The following is a 17,426-nucleotide window of genomic DNA, read 5'->3' on the forward strand; positions in this document are numbered from 1 at the left end:
TAATACTTTTAGACTAATGACCAATAATTTAAAAACTCAGATTGGACTTTGGAATGTAGCTTTCCTTACAGGTTTAGTCGGAGTAATAAATTTGTTATCAGCAGTGACACCTAACCTATATGGGCGAAATCACTGGTTGAAGGAATTTTTACCATTTGAAATTCGTGCCACTGGTCATGTATTTGCAGCGCTGACTGGGTTTGTTTTACTCACACTTGCTACTAACTTATTACGGCGAAAAAGAATAGCCTGGTTACTTACCATTGGTTTACTAGTGATTTCCATTTTCAGCCACTTGCTGAAGGGATTGGATTATGAAGAAAGTCTCCTCTCTGGAGTTTTGCTGCTGCAATTAATCTGGATGCGCCATTTTTTCACAGCAAAATCAGACCGTCCTTCAATCGCACGGGGAGTTCGAGTGCTAATAGGCGCTTTATTATTTACCCTGGCATACGGTACTGTTGGATTTTACTTGTTAGATGGCAAATTTTCAGAAAATTTTAATTGGGGTGAAGCGATAGTTCAGACTTTAGCGATGTTTTTCACCGAGGATAATTGGGGACTGCAACCAAAGGGCCGATTTGGAGAATTTTTTGCTAATTCTATCTATATTATTGCCGCGGTTACTATTACATATGCAATATTAATGCTGTTGCAACCTGTGTTTTGGCGGAATTTAGCAACCCCAAAGGAACAGCAAAAGGCAAAAGAAATTGTCGAGCAATACGGCCGTTCTTCTTTAGCAGCATTGACCCTATTAAATGATAAAAGTTATTATTTTAGTCCGACTGGTAACAGTGTAATTGCTTATGTTCCCAAAGGACGGGGTGCGATCGCCTTAGGAGATCCCATAGGCCCGATTGAAGACCGCAAAGAGACAATTATTGCTTTCTGGCAGTTTTGCCAGCGCAATGATTGGTATCCTGGCTTTTACCAAACTTTGCCTGATGATATTCAGCTTTACAAGTCGTTGGGGTTTAAGGTACTCAAGATTGGAGAAGAAGCGATCGTTGACCTGAAAACTTTTACCTTACAAGGTAAAGCTGGTAAAAATTTTAGACCATCAATCAATCGTTTAACTAAGCTAGGATACCAAATCGACTTTCACCAACCACCCATCACCAATGATTTGTTGCACCGACTCAAACCTGTGAGTGATGAATGGCTGAAGATGGTACAAGGTTCAGAAAAACACTTTTCTTTGGGTTGGTTTGACGAAGCTTACCTGCGAGAGTGCGAGATTGCTGTGATGTATAATCCCGAAGGTCAGATTAGCGCCTTTGCCAACATTGTCCGGGAGTACCAACTCAACGAAGCGACCATTGACATGATGCGACACCGCCCGTCCATCGAAAATGGCACAATGGACTTTCTATTTATTTCCCTACTCCAGCATTTTAAAGAGTGTGGCTACGACAGCTTTAATTTCGGTCTTTCTGCCTTTGCGGGAGTTGGAGACAACCCAGAATCGCGTCGCTTGGAGAAAGTATTGCGCTATCTTTACCAACATTTGAGTCGCTTCTACAATTTCAAGGGACTGCACTCCTACAAAGACAAGTTCCGTCCCGATTGGGAACCACGTTATTTGATTTACCCCAGTTTAGCCACCTTACCCGATGTAGTTGTGGCATTGATTCGCGCAGATTCAGGCGATCGCCTCTTTGATTATTTCAAACCCGGTGCCTAAATAACGAATTTATACAAAGTTACTCAGGGGCACAAAGGTTAGAAAGCTTCTATTCTGGCGTTATTCAGCAGTATGGCAGAAATGCTCGGTGGCACAATAACACCTCATTGCAGGGCGATGTCTACACAATTTTATTTTTTATAGTATAATTGTACTATGAGATGATGTAATACCATTTCACTTTAATAATGATACAAATACGTTGCTAGGGGCATGGCATTGTCCATTAGTGTCAACTTAAGCTAAAACCTCGTTTCCAGCCTCTGGCTGGAAATGCTCCTCATTGCGGTGCTGCTAGTCTTAAGACAAAGCCTCTCATTAAGCATTCCCAGTCGGAGACTCTTAAGGAGACAAATAGATTCTTGACCTCTTTATATGGATGGTGACAATATGGCAAGTAATCAAATTTCTCTGCTAGAACTCATCCAAATTTTTGCAGAATATCGCAACAATATCATCATCAATATTAAACATCTGCAAGAAGATTATCAAAGAACAGGTATCAAGCGTATTAAAGGTGTTAGAAACGAAAACGGGGAACTGCTTCAACCTTGGTTGCAAACAGAATATATAGATAATGCTGAGTATGTTGGTATGGGCGAATTTCAATTTAATCGCAATACTGCTACTATTAACATGCTTGTCAAACGTCAAGTCAAACTTACCAAATTTGAAGACCAAACCCCCACTCTTGAGGTAGCAGGTTTGCTGGTAAATGACCTCAATAGTTTTAATAATTACACGATTGTAAGTGACGGCAAAATAAATGTGAAGTCCTTAAAAATCAAAATTAGCAGTAAAAAAGCTTTTGACTTGCTCAAAGAAAAGGGTGTGGTGGATGCAAAAGATTTTGACTTCAATACTGAATATTCCATCCAGCTAGATAACTTGCCGCTTGTAGCCTTTGATAGTTGTTACAGTAGCATTGATGGACTATTCTATCAGCTAGCAGAAATTAAAGTGCTTGCTAGTATTATTGCTGCTCACTTGAAAAAAGAGTCAGATGTATTTATAGCGGCACAGTTAGATGAGTTTCAAAAGCACTATTTGTCCAAGAATATTTATATCAACTTTCCTACAACTAACGAATACACTGATGTCAATCAAGCTTTATTTCATGGGACTATTGACTCAAGATTGAGCTATAAAATCGACATTGGTAGTCAAGAGATTCTTAACCTCAGGAAGTTACATTCTGCAAACAAATTTCTAAATAGAATGTATCGTCTTTATGACAAAGAAACCGAAGAAATTATTATTAAGCCGAGTTTTGAGGTGGCATTTAATGAGAATCTCACTGTTAGGCACAGGCTACTGTCATCACGCACCAAGATTACGAAAGTTGACGAGTTTATGAAACCAATTTTTGATGATTTTCTTGGGCTTGAGCAAAATGGCATAGTTGAAGGTATTCTTAAAAAAGTTGGTGCTGATAGTTTGGCGCAGTTATTGAAGAATAAACAAACTGGTAAGCAAATCAGCAAAGAGGAAATGGTTGCTGCTTTGACAGCAGCGAATACTAAGTTAGAGCAATATGTAGAAAAAATCTACCGAGATCAGATATCTCCTTTGGTATTTTACATTGGTTGTACTGGACTATTGCCGGATAAAATGGAAGCAAAAGCTATGACTGCTGAGGAAGTTGCAGCTAAATATCCAAATTTACAATTTTCTAAAGATGAGCAAGAAGGTACTTTTTTTGCAGTTGGTGATACTATCATCAGCATCTATGCAAAAACTGAATATTACAGCAAACTTATTTCTGTCAGTATAGACAATCAGATTGCATAGCCAATACGGTTCAGTTAAGGAGAATCGTAGGTTGGGTTTCACTTCGTTCAACCCAACCTAGGCAGTTTATGGTTTTTGACGCTAACTGAACCGTATTGGATTGCATAGCAGTTCTAATTTTTGCTTATTATACAGTAGTGGCACAAGTTCTTGTGCCACTACAAATATGTCTTATAAATCTAATTGATGACTGCTGGAAAAACCGCATATAAAATGCAAAAATATTAAGTATTTTTAGTATTTTTGCATTTTTTGATTATCAGCCAGTAGATTTGGCTGTATGGGTTTATTTTGTCGAATAGGGATCTCAATTATAAACGTTGCTCCTTCTCCTAAAGATGAAATACATCGCAGTTGACCATGATGTTTTTCTGTGACAATTTGATAGCTAATTGACATCCCTAAACCAGTTCCCTTTCCTACTACTTTAGTCGTAAAGAAGGGATCGAATAGACGTTGTTGAACTTCTTGTGACATTCCCACTCCATTGTCAGCAATCTCAATAGCAACCCAATCTGAGTTGAGTAACTTAGTACGGATAGTGATTTGCGGATTGCAACTTGACTGCTGGTTATTGATATATGACTCTTCCAAAGCATGGATCGCGTTAGTGATGATGTTCATAAATACCTGGTTAAGTTGACCAGCGTAACATTCTATTAGAGGGAGTTGATCATACTCTTTAATAATTTGGATTTGGGAACTGTCAGGCTTGGCTTCGAGGCGGTTTTGCAGAATCATTAGCGTACTATCAATACCGCTATGGACATCTACTGCTTTCATTTTTGCTTCATCCAGTCGTGAGAAGTTCCGCAACGACAGTACAATGTTGCGAATGCGATCGCTTCCCATTTGCATGGAATCTAGTAATTTTTGTAGGTCTGGAATAACAAAATCTAACTCGATCGCTTCTATTCCTTCCTGAATCACTGGTGTTGGATGAGGATATTCTTTTTGGTAAAGTTGCAGTATTTATAACAATTGTTGGATGTACTTTTTAGCATAAGCGATATTGCCATTGATAAAGTTAATCGGATTATTAATTTCGTGAGCTACACCCGCCACCAATTGTCCCAGAGAAGACATCTTCTCTGTTTGAATTAGTTGTGCTTGGGTCTTTTGTAATTGTTCAAGGGTTTCTTGAAGTTGTTGATTTTTTAAAGTTAATTCCTGCTCTCGCTGTCGTAAAGCAGCCTCTGCTTTTTTGACAGCAGTAATATCTAAACCCATTTCTACAACCATCGGCTCACCATTCATATCCTTGAACGGATAATCATAAATCTGATATACCCGGCCTGTTTTACTATCCACCCATTCCCAGAGTTGCGGAGCGTTACTGTGAAAAACGGCAAAGGTGGGACATTCCGGACAAGGTTGCTTTAATCCGGCGATCGCCTCGTAACAACGTTTCCCTGTGGGATCTCCAAATACCTCACGGAAGCGTTGGTTATAAAATCCCACCCCGTAATCCTTGGGTTGCAGATAGAGAAAGGCTGGTAACTGATTGAGTAGGTTATAAAGGCTTTCCCGTTCAGTTTGTAGCGCTTCTATTCGCCGCAGTTGTTGGCTGATGTCTTTACCTACTGCATAAATGAGTCCCTTTTGAGAAATTGATAAACTCCAACACAACCACCGATAACTACCATCTTTATGAAGATAACGACTGTCCCAGTGCAACTGTTGCTGTGGTTCCGTTGGTAAGTGACTGATTGTGATATCCTCTGGATGCACTAATCCCAGCCACGGATGGCCGATTAAGTTTTCCGCTTTCCATCCCAACACTTGTTCCCATGCTGGATTCACTTGCTGGTAAAAACCATCTTGTCCGATGATACAGAATAGATCAGATGAAAGGTTAAAAAAGTCTTCCAAATCAAACACAGTAATTTTGCCACTCAAGTTCTGCCTACAAGGTAACTAGGCCTATCCACTAACTTCAATGTTAAGATTACTGATGAAATCAATCGATAAAATAATATCAAGTGAAGTTGTGGCGCTCAATGGGAAAACATTGTGCAGTTCTTATGACAAAGGTAGCCACCAAGGCGCAATTCAAATAGTAAGTGTCTGGGCAAGGTGCTAGAATTGGTTGCCCTCAAGCTAGCAGATCAAGTAGCAGCAGCGCCAACAGAAAAACTGCTACGGCTTCAGGAAATTGATCGCATCTATCACGCCAGAGAGATTCTGTTACAGAATATCAGTAATCCACCTTCATTAATCGAACTAGCTTGACAGGTGGGTATTAACGAATCCACTCTCAAACGTGGATTCCGTCAAACTTTTGGGAATACAGTGTTTGATTTTTTACACGATTATCGCATGAAACAAGCTAGGCAATTACTATCACTGATATTTCTAATGCCCAACTGTGTTACAAGAATGGCGATCCGTTTACGTTGATAGTCATAGAAAATATGAGATTATTTTTCAATAAACTTGAGAAAAATTTAATCAACTGCAACAATGACAATTACCCTTTCATCCTCAAACTATGATGAACTATGGGAGCAAAGCTGGCAGAATACCCATCGTCTATATCAATCAGACGACTTCGACGATATCTTTGATTACCCTAAGCATTTAGGGACAGGATACAGGCGATTAATTTGGCTTCAGGATGGGTTCTGGCTTCGCGTTCGGGAATTTGAATGCCGAGAATTTATTCGTTGTGATGATTATGAAGAAGGATGGACGGCATCAGTCTTGACATTTTTTATTTGCGGCGATGCTGGAGTAGTGATTCACAAGCCAAACGACTACTTCCACGAAATTAGCGGACAGAATTGTTTCGGATTTGGCTCTGCGATGGAGACAGAAGAGTGGCCTGCGAACCAACGAATCTTCAGAGTCCAGATTTGCATGGAGCCTTCTTTCCTCAAATCCTATGGTAGCAACCAGCTTGACTCTCTGCCATTGCAGTTAAAAAATTTGATTGAGGGAAACAAGCAGGAAGATTTCAATCTGCTGGGAACAACCACTCCAGCCATGCAGCTAGCAATTGGACAGATTATAACTTGCCCTTATCGGGGATGGATGAAACAGCGATATCTGGAAAGCAAAGCCCTAGAATTATTAGTTTTGCACCTAGAGCAAACCGTCAAGCGCGAACAGGGTTTAAATTTAGTCACAAACCTCAAGTCTACTGACATTGACCGCATTTATGATGTTAAAGAAATTTTACTGCGGCATTTTGATAATCCGCCATCTTTACTAGACTTGGCAAAGCAAGCTGGAATTAATCACAACAAGCTTAAGCGAGGCTTTCGTGAGATTTTTGGCACAACTGTATTTGGCTACCTGCACGATTATCGTATGGAGAAAGCGCGGCAATTGCTTTGTGAAGGCAAGTTGAGCGTAGCCACAGTGGCAAATATAGTGGGCTACGCCAATACTGGGCATTTTGCTGTGGCTTTCAAACGCAAGTTTAGCATTAGTCCCAGCGCCTGTCGCTTAGGAGAAAAGCCTACTATTTGAAATTTATCAAAGATTTGGTCTTATTAGAGTTGCAAGCGGTCTTCTTTGAGCGGAAATAGTCACTGAAATCCTGTATGCTCCGTATAACTTAATTAATTGCTAATTCATTTCAACAACTTTGTGAGTCAAAGAGGAAGTTTTCCTTGATGAGTTGCCAAGGAGGGTATTGGCTTTTTTGTGTGTGAGGAGTTATGAAGGTTCAGCGATCGCCTAATTTATTATCTTTTGTTGTCAGTTTATCTGGATGCATCACGAGTGTCTTGATGTCACTTGTTGCTCAACCTGTTTGGGCGCAAAGTACAAGAACTGCCCCTATTACAATATCCACTAAGGTTAGTGCAGACTCTACTCAACTAATTACCAAAAAACAGGTTGTTGAACCGATTCAAAAGATTCAACAAAGGCAGATAAAGCATTTTATCAGCAGCGCCCAACAGTTAGTGCAGTCGCCAACACCAGTAACAGTGCCAACTCCTGAATTAGTGCAAGTGACGCAAGTTAAAGCAAATCCTACTTCTAAAGGTGTGGAGGTGATTTTACAGACTAGCAAAGGGGAACAGTTGCAAATCACAAATCGCAGTGCTGGAAATAATTTCATCGCTGATATTCCTAATGCTCAACTGCGTTTACTTAGTGGTGAAGCATACACATTCCGGTCCCAAAAACCAATTCAAGGGGTTACTGAAATCACAGTAACAAACTTTGATGCCAGTACTATCAGGGTAACGGTGACAGGTGAAGCGAGTTTGCCAACAGTTGAGTTGTATGATAGTCCAGATGAGGGTCTAATATTTTCTGTTGCGAGTGCTGCATCTTCCGCACAACAACCTCAAACGCCATCAACTCCTGCAAGTCAACCATCAACACAAAATGATGAACCGATTGAATTGGTGGTAACAGGTGAGCAAGATGGATATGGTGCAACTGATGCTTCATCTGCAACTAGAACTGACACACCCATCCGCGATATTCCTCAATCCATTCAGGTAGTTCCTCGGCAGGTGATTGAAGATCGGGTGATCACTGACCCAGATGATACTGTCAGAACGGTAAGCGGTGTGATCCCCTCCAATCCCTCCTATGAAGGAGGGTTAAGTTCTTTTTCTATTCGGGGCTTTGACAGTAGCTCGAATATTCTCAGAAATGGTGTCAGAGACATCGATTTCGGCTCAATATCTAGAAACGATCTCACGAATATAGAGCGCGTTGAAATCTTGAAAGGCCCGGCTTCTGTGCTATATGGTCAGGGATCTTTAGGTGGTGCAGTGAACATTGTCACCAAACAGCCATTACGCGACCCTTTCTATAACCTTGAGTTTCTCGCTGGGAGTTACGACCTCTACCGAGGTGCAGTGGATTTTTCCGGCCCACTCAACGATAGTCGTACTGTGCTATATCGCTTAAATGCTTTTTACCAAGACTCAAATACCTTTATTGACTTTAGTCGTAATAATCGTTGGTTAGTTAATCCGGTTGTTAGCTGGCAGATTAGCCCTAATACTAAACTTACCATTGAAGGAGATGTGTCGAAAACAGTCAGTCAAACTTCTGCCGGCTTACCTGCTATGGGTACGGTGCTGCCCAATCCCAATGGTAAGATTCCCATCAATCGCTTTATAGGTGAACCAACTGACTTCGAGACTTTCTCATTTGCCAGAATTGGGTATGACTTGCAGCATCAGTTCAGCAAAGATTGGTCAGTACGAAATGTCTTTCGGTACGCAGTTTTAAAAAGAGGAGGGGGTGGATTTACTGGTGGTAGCAGCCTTGACTCTGATGGTCGAACTCTCAACCGCTATTACTTTGATGATCCAACTCCAAATACAAAAGATACCACAAACGGCTTTATTGTAGCGACTGACTTGACTGGTAAATTTCAAACTGGGTCGATTAAGCACACACTTCTGTTTGGAACTGAAGTATATAATACTAAACGCACAAATAATGACTATATCATTGGCGAAGTTGCACCGCTTGACCTGTTCAACCCGGTATATGGCTCTCCCAGAGGCGCTGTTGAAGATAGAGGTAATAGTACTCAATCAGGGGGATTTGTTGGGGTTTATCTTCAAGATCAGATTGCTTTAGCAGATAACTTGAAATTAGTGCTAGGTGGACGGTATGACTGGGCTAATCAGGAGTCGAAGGATTTGATCGCAGACACTAATACAAGCCAATCCGATGAAGCATTTAGCCCCCGATTTGGAATTGTCTATCAACCCATTCAGCCAATTTCTCTCTACGCTAGCTACAGTCGATCATTCAATCCTAGCAGTGGTACAGATGCCAATGGCAATTTATTTAAGCCAGAAACTGGAACTCAGTATGAAGTGGGTATTAAGGGAGATTTGAGTAACAAACTGTCTGCAACTTTGGCATTATTTGACTTGACTCGCTCTAACGTGCTGACGACCGATCCCAATCCCAATAATTCTAATTTTTCTATCCAAACTGGGAAACAACACAGTCGCGGCATCGAGTTAGACATTAGTGGTGAAATTCTGCCAGGATGGAGTATTGCGGCTGGTTATGCTTATATTGATGCCCGCATCAGTGAGGACAACGATTATCCTGTGGGCAACCGCTTAGTTAATGCGCCAGAAAATTCCTTTGGTTTGTTCACATCCTACAAATTTCAATCCGGTAGTTTAGAAGGATGGGGGTTAGGCTTGGGTTTGTTCTATGTTGGAGAACGAGAAGGGGATCTAAATAATTATTTTACCCTACCGAGCTATTTTCGCACAGATGCTTCTATTTTCTACAAACGCGATCGCTTGCGAGCTGCTGTCAGCATCAAAAATCTCTTCAACGTTGATTACTACGAATCATCTTCTGACATTCTCAGAGTCTTTCCAGGGGAGCCTGTGACGGTGCAGGGAACAATTTCGTGGCAGTTTTAACCTTAATCGAATACAAAGGAGTATTCTTTCATGCACTCAAAAAAACTCCGAGACTTTGTATTCAGGCTACACCGCTATATCGGGTTAGCTATAGGTTTGATTGCAATTATTATCGGTCTAACGGGTAGTTTGTTAGTCTTTCATGATGAAATTAGTGACTTTTTATTGCATCGTCAAATTGGAACGATTACTCCTGGTGGCAAACGCTTACCTGTGGAAGTTATCCTCAATCAGGTGAAAACAGCCTATGCAAATCAACCAGGCGTAACAATCGATCGGATTTATATGTCTGCAAAGCCAAATGCTCCAGCAGTTGTTGTTCCCAGAAAACAGGAAAACGATTTAGCTGAACTCTATGTCAACCCTTACACTGGAGTAGTTCTTGGAAACAGTCAGGAAATTTTTTCCGAGCGCTTTTTCTACGTTGTCTACGAACTCCACTACAGTTTATTGGCAGGCAAAACTGGATATGCGATCGCTGGGATTGCTGCCTTATTGATGTGTATCCTCAGTATTACAGGCATCCTCCTCTGGCCCGGTTGGAGAAAACTGTTCAACGGCTTCAAAATCAAGCTTGATGCTCATCCAAAACGGGTTAACTTTGATATTCACAAAGTTGCAGGCATTGTTACAGCTATATTTATTGCCCTCACAGGCTTCACTGGTTTCTGCTGGAATTTCTCTGATTACACTAAACCCATCATCTATGCAGTGACATTTACCCGCAAGCCAGCATCGGAACCTGTCTCTGTACCTGTTCCTGGTAAAACTCCACTCCAACTAACAGACCAATTAAAAACTGCTCGTGCTACCTTCCCAAATGCTATGCTGGGGACGATTTACTTTCCCCGTAAACCAGAAGATGCTTTGAGTATTCGCTTTAAGCTACCTCAGGATGATGATGAGAACGGGCAAAGTTATGTTTATCTTGACCAGTACAGTGGTAAAGTGTTGCGAGTGGATAACATATTGGAGATGCCGTTGGGCGATCGCGTCCTCAACTCTTTTGAACCACTCCACTACGGCACTTTTGGCGGAATACCTACGCGCATTCTCTATGTCTTCGTTGGACTTGCACCATTAATTCTATTTATCACTGGCTTTGTGATGTGGCAGTATCGTCACCCTACAAAACCACATATTTATACAACATCAAATTCAAATTTGCTGAATTAACATTTTTATGAATCAGTGATTTCGGACTCACGCAACAGCAACCAAAGGCAATAAACCTACGGTTTGTGGTGCGATGCCTGCGGCGGGCAAAGCCATCGCATAGATGTAATATATCTAATTAACAGCGATCGCCATTGCACAGTACAACACACGATGACAATTAACATCACGGTTTATGATTTTTGGGATTTGAGAAAAGCAGCAAATCAAAAATTCCTGATCGATCCAATCCATCCACAAGATTATCTTTGTCGATATCCTAAAGAACTGGGCGCAGGCTATTATCGCTGGATTCGGCTTCGTGAAGGCATTACCATCGAAATTCTAGAAACCTATTTACCGCAGTCAATCAAGTGGATCACTCATGCTCATCACCAAAACAGTTTAGAATTTGGATTTATTTTAGCTGGGTCAGGGCAAGATTTTGATGGACAACGAACAAAGTCAGGAGAAGACTATATTTTTGGTGGTGTGTATCCACAGTCGAATAACTCCATTGATGAAGCAGGTAATCTCAGATGGGTGAGTTTAATAATTAAGCCAGAAACGCTGAGGACATTGATAGAAAGTTACGGAGAACAACTACCGCAAGATATAGAAAAAGCGATCGCAGGTGTCCCAGAATATTTTAACCTACGTCCTAGTTTAATTACCCCAGCCAAACAAGTTGCGCTCCAGCAGATTCTTCATTGTCCTTATCAGGGACTAACACGCAAAATGTATCTGGAGAGCAAAGTGCTAGAATTAGTTTCCCTCAAGCTAGCTGATCAAGTAGCAATGCCAACAGAAAAGCTGTTACGGCTTCAAGAAATTGATCCCATCCATCACGCCAGAGAGATTTTACTAAGGAATATCGGTAATCCACCTTCATTAATCGATTTAGCTCGACAAGTGGGTATTAACGAATACACTCTCAAACGCGGGTTTCGTCAAATTTTTGGGACTACAGTATTTGGTTACTTACACGACTATCGCATGGAACAAGCTAAACAATTACTGCTGTCAGGGCAAATCAAAGTCGAACAAGTCGCTCAAATAGTTGGTTATGTTAACCGCAGTCGATTTGCTAGTGCATTTAGGAAAAAATACGGCATAAATCCCAAAGCATATCAAACGCAAAAGAATATTTAGACCTATTACTGTATTAATCTACTCCCAAATTCCAATTATGGCGCAAAAAAATTCCGTTTTGGAGCCATTTTTTTAGTTGAAATCCTGTATTGTACTAGCAATAGCAATTTGAGAAGCTTTCTCGACTAACGAGCAAAAATATTTGCTCTGTTGCTAACGCCTGTTGAATTTATCTTGGTGTGAGGAAAATATGTGGAATTTCAAACTGCCATTGTTGGCGGCTACTTTGGTGTCGGTGTTTTTTGGACAGACTGTATTGGCACAGCAAATTAGTCATAGCCAGAATCTGACAAACAACCTCAAAATCCGTAGCTTACGCCAGATAAAATTGCCAATAACTCATGCAAATAGAAGGATTAGGCAATTAAGTGAGCTAGAACCTGTTTTTACTAGCGCTCAAATGTTATTGGTGCAGTCGCCAACACCCACATCAGAAGTTGTGCAAGTTACAGCTGTCAAAGCAAACCCCACCAATAAAGGTGTGGAGTTGATTTTACAAACATTGAAGGGGCAACAGTTACAGCTGGTAAATCGCTCTAGTGGGAATAATTTTATCACTGATATTCCTAATGCCCAACTGCGCCTAGCGTCGGGCGATACGTTTACTTTTCGCTCAGATAAACCAATAGCGGGTGTTAGCGAAATCACGGTAAGTAACTTTAATGCCAATACTATCAGGGTAACAGTCACAGGTGAAGTGAGTCAGCCAGTTGTGGAGTTGTTTGATAGTCCAGATGAGGGGATAATTTTCTCTGTTGCCAGTGCTTTATCTGCGACGCCATCACAGCAGCCACCGCAAACACAACCAACCCAAACTAGTCAGCCAGAGAATCAGACACAACCAAAACCATCAGCTTCGGGTGATGAGCCGATTGAGTTAGTGGTGACTGGCGAACAAGATAATTATCGTGTCACAAATTCATCAACTGCTACCAGAACCGATACACCTCTACGTGATGTTCCCCAATCGATTCAAGTTATCCCGCAAGAGGTAATCAAAGATCAGCAAATCACGCGGATTAGCGATGCGACCCGCAATGTGTCCGGCGTATCACCTTTAACAGGCTTTGCCAATGTATTTGATATCTACACGATTCGAGGATTTACCAACTACAACATTCTGACAAATGGTTTCAAAACCAACAGCTATCCTCCAGCTACAGCCAGCGTAGAGAGAGTTGAAGTTCTTAAAGGTCCTGCCTCTGTATTGTATGGTCAGATTGAACCGGGCGGTGTCGTCAATTATGTGACTAAGCAACCCTTGAGCGATCCCTACTACGCAGCAGAATTTACAGCAGGTAGTTTCAGTTTTTATAGGGGTACCATCGACTTTTCTGGACCACTTACTGATGACAAAAAATTACTCTATCGCTTGAATGTTGCTTACGAGAATTCTGGCAGTTACCGGGATTTCTATAATTACGATAATTTCACTGTGTCCCCTGTCATCACTTATAAGCCTAGCGAAAACACAACTCTCACTTTTGAATACCAGTATGGTAGACGACGTGGAGGATTTGATCGCGCCTTTCCACCGAATAACCCCGCTCTGACGCTTCCCATCACTCGCAACTTCGGAGAGCCTAATGACTTTAACAATCTAGACTATCATCGCGCATCTTTAACGCTGGATCAGCATTTCGGCAAAAATTTACAACTGCGAAGCGCTTTTCTTTTCCAATCGTTCGTTGATAACAGTGCCTATGTCAACATTAACATCATTGAACCAGATGGTCGTACTTTGGAGCGCGACTACTCAGTAAACGACAATCTCCTTACTAAAGACTACTCCTGGCAAACTGATTTAATTGGTAAGTTCAACACTGGTTCAATTGCCCATCAACTACTTCTAGGTTTGGAGTTGAGTCGAAGCACATCACCACCTGGTCTTTTATCTAACTATAACTATAGTACTGGCTTAATCAATATTTTAAATCCTGTCTATGGTGCTGGCCGTCCTACAACCCTAGAAAATGCTACTTATTATTCTGGCAAAACCGACACACTAGGTCTTTATTTGCAAGACCAGGTAACCCTACTATCTAATTTGAAGTTGCTGGTTGGTGGTAGATACGATTTTGTTGATAGCGTCAATAGTACAAGACCATTAGGTGGAGACATCAATAGCTCTGAGTTTAACGGTAATGCCTTTTCGCCCCGTGTGGGATTAGTCTATCAACCCATAGAGCCAATTTCGCTCTATGCTAGTTACAGCCGTTCCTTTGTTCCCAACACTGGCAGAACGGCTAGTGGAGAAATACTCGAACCTTCTCGTGGTACACAATACGAAGTTGGTATCAAATCTGAGCTTTTTGATCAGCGGCTTTCGGCAACGCTAGCAGCCTATGATATTACTAAAACAAACATACCCATTACAGACCCTAATAATACTGACTTCTCAATTGCAGTGGGAGAAGTCAAAAGTCGAGGGATTGAAATGGATGTGGCAGGAGAAATTTTACCAGGTTGGAAGATTATCGCTTCTGGGTATTTGAATGATGCATTTGTTAGTAAGGATAACAGCACTTCAGTAGGACGCAGACTGGAAAATGCAGCTTATCATGGTGCTTCTTTATGGACAACCTATCAGATTCAAAAAGGTAACTTGCAAGGATTACAGTTTGGTGCAGGTATCTTTTTTGTCGGCGATCGCATTGCCAACCAGAGCGATCCCTTTACTATTCCTTCTTACGTCAGAACTGACGCTGCAATCTCCTACAAACATGATAATTGGCGAGCTGCGCTCAACTTTAAGAATATCTTTGATGTCAAATATTATGACACCAATGGCTACTATGTTTTCCCTCAACCACCGTTAACTGTGTTGGGAAGCATTTCAGTGGAGTTTTGACCTTTATTTAGCAGGAATATCTACCATGACTTTCAAAACTCTGCGTAACTAAGTTTTGACTCAACCTATGATTAAAGCGATCGCATGAAAGTTTGAAGCAAGAACCTGTGTAAAATATTTAAAATTTATCTTGTTGTACTATCCTACGGCAACCGGATAGGCGATCGCACTGTTTCTAATCTTCTTAATAGCAAGTGGAAATTAACAGTTGAAATTGCTCAACTATTGCTAACTCAATCTCAGCAACGCCAAAAATTCCAATTAGGGCGCAAAAAAATTCCGTTTTGGAGCCATTTTTTTCACATAAATCCTCTATTGTACTACCGCGGTACTAGTGGCAATAATTTTATCACTATGACATCTAAAATGGTACGTAAAGTTCTCTTTGGTTTACACCGCACTATTTCACTTTAATATTGATACAAATAGGTAGCAGGGGAGTCAGGGGAGGAAAGAGGGTCATTGTTCAGTAATTCTTGTCTCAAGAACAGCTTCTCTTCTCCCCCTGCTCAAGAACAGCCTGCCTCAACAAATAAATTCCTTAACCGAACGGTATTGGGGGTTGCCCGAATTCAATCAACGACTGCCCGAATTCAGTAAACGACTGCCCGAATTCAGTAAACGACTGCCCGAATTCAATCAACGACTGTCCGAATTCAATCAACGACTGTCCGAATTCAATCAACGACTGCCCGAATTCAGTAAACGACTACCGGAATTTAATCAACGACTGTCCGAATTCAATCAACGACTGCCCGAATTTAAGAAGTTGTTTGAAAAGTGGTTTGCTGTGATTTTAAACACTTATTCATCCCCTCTAGCCCCCCTTAAAAAGCTACCGCGTAAGTAAAAAAGTGCGAATCAACCAAAGTATGTAACTAAAAATTAACTAAAATCAAACCCTCTTCCCTTTTGCCTTACACCCTCTGCTTTCTGCCTTGCCCTAACGATAAATATTCACACCGACTTACTTAGCAGGCATTGTTACGGTTATGTTTATTGTCCTAACAGGTTTCATATCATGTCCGCTTGATTAGTTATTATTCCGGGCATCTATGCAAAAATATTAAAACCCTCTTTCCCCCTGCCCTCTTAATGAGCTGAGCGCAGTACGAAGCAAGCCGAGATACTCAGTACAAGTCAGTGACCACCGCAGGCATCACAATAACTAGCAGCCAAATTCAAATCGTGCAACGCCGCAATAGTAGTTACAGTCATCCTCCCAATGCATTTGGCGATCGCATTACTATCACTCAAGCAACCAATAATATGATAATTAAAAAAAATTTCAATAAATCACAAAAATGACTCTGTTTCTTTCAGCAAGAGAAGCCTATCACCAACAGCAAAATACTACTCTAACCTCTGAACCTACAAAAACTAACTCATATAATACTGGGTATCTAGCAGTGTTGGACGATCCAAAACAGCAAAGTCAGGGTTATTACCACGTAATGGCTTTCCCCACAGGTATCAACTTGCTAGTAAAACAGTACGACTTAGCGGAGGATTTAATTGTTGAGACAGAGGCATATAACCTTCCCTTAATGGAGTTTAGTTTTGCACTTGTCGGAGACAATGAGTCAGAAATGATACCTGCGGGACAAAATTTTACGGCAACTTATTTTGATTTCGATCAAGAAATTCCTGGTAGTGGATCTTATTGGCAAGCTGGTCAATGCATTTTGGAGGTAGAGATCGGGATCAATCCACAGGAATTCTTTTGCAGAGATGAAGTTAGCGGCTTAGATTTTCTACCAAAATCACTTCAGTTGTATCTAGAAACTGACAATATATCTTTTCTCAACTACTTTCGTATGGGGCAAAATACACCCGAAATACAAATTATTTTGCATCAAATAGTTAATTGTCCTTTCCAAGGTTTAATTAAAGAAATTTACTTGCAAACCAAATGTCTAGAATTAATCGCTCTGAAGTTGGAACCCGATACATCTGGAGAACGGGAATTGATGCGATCGCGCATTTTACGAGGAGATGATATTAACCGAATTTACCACGCCAGAGCAATTTTAATCTCTAATTTTGACAATCCACCCTCGTTGCTAGAATTGGCGCGACAAGTAGGTTTAAACGATTACAAGCTGAAAATCGGGTTCCGTCAGGTTTTTAACACAACAGTATTTGGTTATTTATGGGCATACCGGATGGAAAAAGCTAGAACACTAATCATGAGTCAGCAAATGACCATAAAACAGGTAGCTAAGATAGTGGGTTACGACTGTCCTAGTCGTTTCGCTGTGGCTTTTAAAAAGCGCTTTGACATCCAACCTAGTCAATACTTAGATAGATTTATTGTTGCCAAAAACACCGAAAAAAATCCGTTTCGGCATATACTTGGCTCGGATTTTTCACTATAGATTCCCGTATGCTGTTGATAATAAATCCTAAATCAAGA

The 17,426-nt window shown here is 41.0% G+C and carries 10 protein-coding genes and 3 pseudogenes; 10 read left to right on the forward strand and 3 right to left on the reverse strand.

Features of this window, described 5'->3' with window-relative positions:
- The first annotated feature begins 16 nt into the window (after positions 1 to 16).
- Both V7K46_RS24705 and V7K46_RS24710 read left to right on the forward strand, forming a co-directional pair.
- Complete coding sequence (locus tag V7K46_RS24705; protein WP_335117835.1) at positions 17 to 1,687, forward strand: phosphatidylglycerol lysyltransferase domain-containing protein; 1,671 nt, start codon at positions 17 to 19, stop codon at positions 1,685 to 1,687.
- 390 nt (positions 1,688 to 2,077) lie between these two features.
- Positions 2,078 to 3,478, forward strand: a complete 1,401-nt coding sequence (locus tag V7K46_RS24710; protein ID WP_335117837.1) for a hypothetical protein — start codon at positions 2,078 to 2,080, stop codon at positions 3,476 to 3,478.
- A 234-nt stretch (positions 3,479 to 3,712) separates the two neighbouring features.
- On the opposite strand, the pseudogene V7K46_RS24715 reads toward V7K46_RS24710, so the two are convergent.
- A pseudogene (locus V7K46_RS24715) lies at positions 3,713 to 4,681 on the reverse strand (sensor histidine kinase); the annotation flags it as partial.
- A 363-nt stretch (positions 4,682 to 5,044) separates the two neighbouring features.
- Positions 5,045 to 5,359 (reverse strand): annotated as a pseudogene (locus V7K46_RS24720) (PAS domain S-box protein); the annotation flags it as partial.
- A gap of 73 nt (positions 5,360 to 5,432) precedes the next feature.
- On the opposite strand from V7K46_RS24720, the pseudogene V7K46_RS24725 reads away from it, so the two are divergent.
- The 7 genes and pseudogenes from V7K46_RS24725 to V7K46_RS24755 form a co-directional block, all read left to right on the forward strand.
- Positions 5,433 to 5,552: pseudogene (locus tag V7K46_RS24725) on the forward strand (ISAs1 family transposase); the annotation flags it as partial.
- 2 nt (positions 5,553 to 5,554) lie between these two features.
- A complete protein-coding gene (locus tag V7K46_RS24730) occupies positions 5,555 to 5,710 on the forward strand; it encodes a hypothetical protein (protein ID WP_335117839.1) in 156 nt (51 codons plus the stop codon).
- Between the two features lie 231 nt (positions 5,711 to 5,941).
- A complete protein-coding gene (locus V7K46_RS24735; RefSeq protein ID WP_335117841.1) occupies positions 5,942 to 6,952 on the forward strand; it encodes an AraC family transcriptional regulator in 1,011 nt (336 codons plus the stop codon).
- A 191-nt stretch (positions 6,953 to 7,143) separates the two neighbouring features.
- On the forward strand, positions 7,144 to 9,852 hold the full coding sequence (locus V7K46_RS24740; protein ID WP_335117843.1) for a TonB-dependent siderophore receptor: 2,709 nt from the start codon (positions 7,144 to 7,146) through the stop codon (positions 9,850 to 9,852).
- Positions 9,853 to 9,882: 30 nt separating this feature from the next.
- The gene (locus V7K46_RS24745; protein ID WP_335117845.1) at positions 9,883 to 11,028 is read left to right on the forward strand and encodes a PepSY-associated TM helix domain-containing protein; all 1,146 of its coding nucleotides are present in this window, start codon (positions 9,883 to 9,885) and stop codon (positions 11,026 to 11,028) included.
- Between the two features lie 63 nt (positions 11,029 to 11,091).
- Entirely contained in the window at positions 11,092 to 12,159 is a 1,068-nt protein-coding gene (locus V7K46_RS24750; RefSeq protein WP_335117847.1) for a helix-turn-helix transcriptional regulator, read from the forward strand.
- A 190-nt stretch (positions 12,160 to 12,349) separates the two neighbouring features.
- On the forward strand, positions 12,350 to 15,010 hold the full coding sequence (locus tag V7K46_RS24755; RefSeq protein WP_335117849.1) for a TonB-dependent siderophore receptor: 2,661 nt from the start codon (positions 12,350 to 12,352) through the stop codon (positions 15,008 to 15,010).
- A 541-nt stretch (positions 15,011 to 15,551) separates the two neighbouring features.
- On the opposite strand, the gene V7K46_RS24760 is transcribed toward V7K46_RS24755, so the two are convergent.
- Positions 15,552 to 15,695 (reverse strand): hypothetical protein, encoded by a 144-nt coding sequence (locus V7K46_RS24760; protein ID WP_335117851.1) that lies wholly within the window; start codon positions 15,693 to 15,695, stop codon positions 15,552 to 15,554.
- A gap of 619 nt (positions 15,696 to 16,314) precedes the next feature.
- Here V7K46_RS24760 and V7K46_RS24765 point away from each other — a divergent pair.
- Positions 16,315 to 17,388: a helix-turn-helix transcriptional regulator gene (locus tag V7K46_RS24765; protein WP_335117853.1), complete on the forward strand. Its 1,074-nt coding sequence runs from the start codon at positions 16,315 to 16,317 to the stop codon at positions 17,386 to 17,388.
- The last annotated feature ends 38 nt before the right edge of the window (positions 17,389 to 17,426 follow it).

The sequence above is a fragment of the Nostoc sp. genome (assembly GCF_036917395.1).
GTDB lineage: Bacteria > Cyanobacteriota > Cyanobacteriia > Cyanobacteriales > Nostocaceae > Nostoc.

Coding starts and splice junctions, on each gene's coding strand:
- V7K46_RS24710 (WP_335117837.1), top strand. CDS start 2,078: ATGGCAAGTAATCAAATTTCTCTGCTAGAACTCATCCAAATTTTTGCA.
- V7K46_RS24705 (WP_335117835.1), top strand. CDS start 17: ATGACCAATAATTTAAAAACTCAGATTGGACTTTGGAATGTAGCTTTC.
- V7K46_RS24745 (WP_335117845.1), top strand. CDS start 9,883: ATGCACTCAAAAAAACTCCGAGACTTTGTATTCAGGCTACACCGCTAT.
- V7K46_RS24735 (WP_335117841.1), top strand. CDS start 5,942: ATGACAATTACCCTTTCATCCTCAAACTATGATGAACTATGGGAGCAA.
- V7K46_RS24755 (WP_335117849.1), top strand. CDS start 12,350: ATGTGGAATTTCAAACTGCCATTGTTGGCGGCTACTTTGGTGTCGGTG.
- V7K46_RS24765 (WP_335117853.1), top strand. CDS start 16,315: ATGACTCTGTTTCTTTCAGCAAGAGAAGCCTATCACCAACAGCAAAAT.
- V7K46_RS24740 (WP_335117843.1), top strand. CDS start 7,144: ATGAAGGTTCAGCGATCGCCTAATTTATTATCTTTTGTTGTCAGTTTA.